The organism is Candidatus Obscuribacterales bacterium (genome assembly GCA_036703605.1).
Lineage (GTDB): Bacteria > Cyanobacteriota > Cyanobacteriia > RECH01 > RECH01 > RECH01.
In genome coordinates, this window is record DATNRH010000934.1 from 1 (window position 1) to 4,723 (window position 4,723).

General features: G+C 57.1%; 2 protein-coding genes. One reads left to right on the plus strand and one right to left on the minus strand.

Features of this window, described 5'->3' with window-relative positions; translation table 11 throughout:
* Positions 1–424: 424 nt before the first annotated feature.
* On the plus strand, positions 425–4,132 hold the full coding sequence (locus tag V6D20_19210) for a hypothetical protein (GenBank protein HEY9817911.1): 3,708 nt from the start codon (positions 425–427) through the stop codon (positions 4,130–4,132).
* Between the two features lie 308 nt (positions 4,133–4,440).
* On the opposite strand, the gene V6D20_19215 is transcribed toward V6D20_19210, so the two are convergent.
* On the minus strand, positions 4,441–4,723 hold a 283-nt coding region (locus V6D20_19215), incomplete at its 5' end, for a transposase (protein HEY9817912.1).

The window sequence follows — 4,723 nt, forward strand, 5'->3', positions numbered from 1 at the left end:
AGGCGATGGAAATGCTGCAAGCCGCCGGGTTTCAGTCTTGCGAGCTGCATGAACTGCCCCACGACATCATGAACGACTACTACGTGATTCGAAAGGGAGCGGTGTGATGTGTCAGTTCTGTAATTTGATCAACCTGAGCAATCGGGTCGCGTCTCTGGGGACTCCGTCTAGCTCTCTATCGACTTGGGGTAGCCTTGCCACCCATCGCGCCCCCGGTGAATCGCCAATGGGTCAGCGGCAGCAATCATTTCCCAAAACTCAATCCTTACCACCTACCGGAATTACCCTGAACGCCTCAACAAGCACGGGATTGTAGGGTCGCTAGCCTCGGTTTCACATCAAATACAATGCAGTAAGCTACCGACATAACCGATCACCTTCCGGTAGAGTCAGATAGTTCAGGCTGTTTTTAGTGGTGCCAACCATGCCATTTGAGGATGCCCTTGCGATCGCCAATGCCGCCATGCAATCAGCTCTGGGGCGCTCCCTCAGCGACATCGAAACCCTGATTTTCGAGGGTTCCTGGCATGGCAAAACCTATCTGCAAATCGCCGATACAGCGGGCTACTCCATCAACTACCTCACCACCGACGTTGGCCCCAAGTTTTGGAAAGTGCTGAGTCAAGCCTTGGGAGAATCCGTCAATAAGAAGAATTTTAAGGCAGCGATTCGGCGGTATGGGATAGATGCAGGGGAGCAAGGGAGTGGAAGAGCAGGGGAGCAGGATACAGGAGAGCAGCAGGATTTTCAGTCTTATCCCCCCATCTCCCCATCTCTCCATCCTCCCATCCTCTCCTGGGGTGAAGCCCCCGACGTCAGCCAGTTCTACGGGCGGGAAGAGGAGCAAGCGCTGCTGCGATGCTGGATTGAAGCAGAACGCTGTCGGCTGATTGCGGTGTTGGGCATGGGCGGCATTGGCAAGAGTACGTTGACGACGAAGGTGACGAGGGAGTTGGCTAGGGAAGTTGGGGAGCAAGGGAGCAGGGAAACGGAGGAGCGAGATGGTGAGATGGACGGTGAGATGGGGGGATGGCACAATCGTGAGATGGCAACCCCAATTACTCCGCCGACCACCCCGCCACCCTCACTCTTCACCCACATCATCTGGCGATCGCTGGGCAACGCTCCACCCCTTGCCACCTTGCTGGCTGACCTGATCGACCTCCTCTCTGAGCATCAGGAAACTAAGGGCGATCGCTCGCGGCTGGTGCACTGGCTACGAGAAAGGCGTTGCCTGATCGTGCTGGACAACCTGGAAACCATTCTGCAATCGGGGGATCATGCCGGGTACTACCGGGAGGGCTATGAGGACTACGGGGAACTAATCCGGCTGTTGGGGGAAACGCCCCATCAAAGCTGCCTGCTGCTCACCAGTCGAGAAAAGCCTGCTGAAATTGCCGCTCTGGAAGGGCTGGACGGCAGTACCCGCACGTTGCAACTCAGTGGTTCAGTGGCAACGGCGATCGCCCTCATGCAAGAAAAGGGGTTGCAGGGGACGGCAGAGCAGCAACGAGCGTTGTGCGATCGCTACAGCTACAATCCCCTCGCGCTGAAAATCGTTGCCACCACCATTCAAGACTTATTTGACAGCGACATCGGCGCGTTTCTGGCGGAAGATGTCGTCATCTTCAATAGTGTACGGCGATTGCTAGAGGAGCAATGCCAACGGCTGAGCGCCTTAGAGCAGGCGATCATGACCTGGCTGGTCATTAACCGCAACTGGACCGCGATCGCGGAATTAGCCACTGATTTGGTGCCCCCTGTACCCAAGGTGAAATTGCTGGAAGCGCTGGAGTCGCTCCGCTGGCGAGGGCTGATCGAAACCCAGAACAAGCGCTATACCCTCCAGCCTGTGGTGATGGAATACGTCACCGACCAATTGATTGAACAGATCAATCAGGAACTGGAGATGGGGCAGCCGCAGCGGTGGCAGCAGTTTGCGTTGCTCAAACTCACCGTGCGAGACTACATGACCGAAACCCAGCGGCGGCTGATTGTGCAGCCCATTGCCGCTCAATTTGGCGATCGCTTCCCCACTCCGGAGCGGCAGCGGCAGCAGTTGCAAAGGGTTCTAGCAGCAATTCGGGAATCAGCGATCGCGGGCTACGGGGCCGGTAACCTGATCAACTTGAGTAATACCCTCGACCTCGATCTAGCCGGCTTCGACTTCTCACGGTTAACCATTCGCCAGGCGGATCTGCGCCATCGGCTGTTTCAACGGCTGAACTTTGCCCAGGCTGATTTTCGGGACTCGGCTTTTAAGCAAACCTTCGGCAGCATTTTTTCCCTCGGCTATAGCCCGGCAGGGGATTGCCTGATCACAGGCGACGATATCGGGGTCGTACGCCTGTGGGATAGTGCCGCAATGCAGCCAATGCAGAGCTATCCCCTGCATCACAGCTACGTGTGGGATTTGCGACCCAGTGCTGATGGCCGCTGGCTGGCGACCTGTAGCGAAGATCAGACTGTCAAAATTACGAACCTGGCTACGGGGCAGCTCCAGTCCACCCTAGTGGTGGCTCCCACCATTGCCCGCGCCATCGCCTGGATAGGGTCAGACTGCCTGGCGATCGGCGGCATTGATGGCTGCATTCGCCTGTGGCATCCCTTCACCGACCAGGCTCCAACCCTCCTGGCGGCCCACACCGATATTGTCAATAGCCTCAGTTGGCATCCCGACTCGAACGTCCTGGCCAGCTCTAGTAGCGACAGCACCGTCAAACTCTGGGATGCCAAAACGGGCACCTGTCGGCAAACCTGGCGTGAGGCGGTGCCCATTCGGTGGGCCACCTGGAGCCCTGACGGGCAAACCCTGGCCATCAGCTGCGATGATGGAGGCATTGTCCTCTGGTATCCCCACAGCGATCAGACCCCGCGCCATCTCAACGGTCATCCCGAAACCGTCTGGAGTTTGGACTGGAGCCCCGATGGTCGCTGGCTAGCCAGCAGCTCCCACGATGCCACGGTACGGCTGTGGGATGTGGCGGCGGGGCGCTGTCTGCAGATTCTGCGCAGTCACCAAAACTGGGTCTGGTATGCCCGCTGGCACCCGCACCAACCGCTGATCGTCAGTGGTGGCCACGATGGCACCCTCAAACTGTGGGACACCACCACCGGCCAGTGCCTGAAAAGCCTCACCGGGCACATGGCCAACATTCGCGCGATCGCCCCCTCTCCCGATGGTCAAACCCTGGCCCTGGGCTGCGACGACACGATTGTGCGGCTCTGCGGGGCCGACTCACCGCCAAGCTTCACCCATGCCTTTGGCCACAGCCACCTGATCACCGACCTGTGCTGGAACCCGACCGGCGATACCCTGGTCAGTGCCTCCCATGACTGCACCCTGCGGATCTGGCAGCGATCGCCCCTGCGCTGCACCCAAATCCTCAAAGGACATACCAACTGGGTGTGGTCGGTGGATTGGCACCCCATCCAGGATCTTCTGGCCAGCGGCAGCGTTGATAGCACCATTCACCTCTGGCATCCGGCCCAGTCTACCCCTGTGAAAACCCTGACGGCCCAAACCAGCTGGATTTTATCGGTGCGCTGGCACCCTGCCGGACGCTGGCTTGCTAGTGCCGCGGGTGACTTCACTATCGGGCTATGGGATCCCCAAACCTGGGAATGCGCCCATCTGCTGACAGGCCATACCCACTGGATCTGGTGCCTCGGCTGGAGCCCCGATGGGCAGTACCTCACCAGCGGTGGCTACGACAACACTGCCCGCATCTGGCAGGTCGGGGATGAGATCGCTAGCCTGCGCACTCTGGAACATCCCACCATCTTGAGTGCGATCGCCTGGCATCCTGACGGTGAGTTGCTGGCCACCTACTGCCACGACGGCAATATCCGACTTTGGCACTGGCAAACCGGGCAGTGTGTTACTTGCATCAGCAGTCATCAAGGCGCAATTCTGACCATTAAATTTTCTCCAGATGGCCAGCGACTCTACAGCAGCAGTCAAGACGAAACCTGGAAAACCTGGGACTGGCAAACGGGCACCTGCCTCGCCAGTGATCGCCTCGATCTTCCCTATGAAGGCATGAATATTGCCGGAGTCCGAGGGTTTACCGAGGCTCGGAAAGCAGCATTAAAAGCACTGGGAGCTACGGAATCAAGCCTTATCCGGTAAGGCTTAACCCCCATTGGACAGTGCCTTTTAGGGGGATGGCAAGCTATCAAGTGCCGCAATAAATGACTGAACATTGTAGTTGGAGCTGTACTGAAGCTCCCTATTTTTTTGTCCCCTCCATTGTCTCAACGTTCAGTCCTGTATGATTTTGATCTGCCTTGTCACCCGTTCAGTGATATGGCTTAGCTCTCAAAATTCCACCAGGTATAAGGATTTTCAAAATCATGTTGAGCCAGTTTTGCTTCTGGATATAGGAAGTAAATAGGGCTTGCTGAAAAAAGGGAATCTTCCTCAGTGCAGCATTATTTCTATCTAGTTTGACCTGCAGACAACAATACCGATAGATAACCGCAATCCCTAGACTGTACAGTCACTTGCCTAGTACCCTCCAAACCGCGTCTCAACCATCTCACCACCGACCAGATCCACGCCAAAAGCCACAACAAGACATGGCGGAGCCACCGCTCCAGGTTCATCACCACCATCGTCAGCGCCATCACCGTCGCCGCCGTTGTCGCTAACTTGGCGCGGATGCATCCTAAGCCAAACCGTCGCTTGCCTTGCCCAAATTTCCCCTCAATCGCATTGCGA

Coding starts and splice junctions, on each gene's coding strand:
- V6D20_19210 (HEY9817911.1), top strand. CDS start 425: ATGCCATTTGAGGATGCCCTTGCGATCGCCAATGCCGCCATGCAATCA.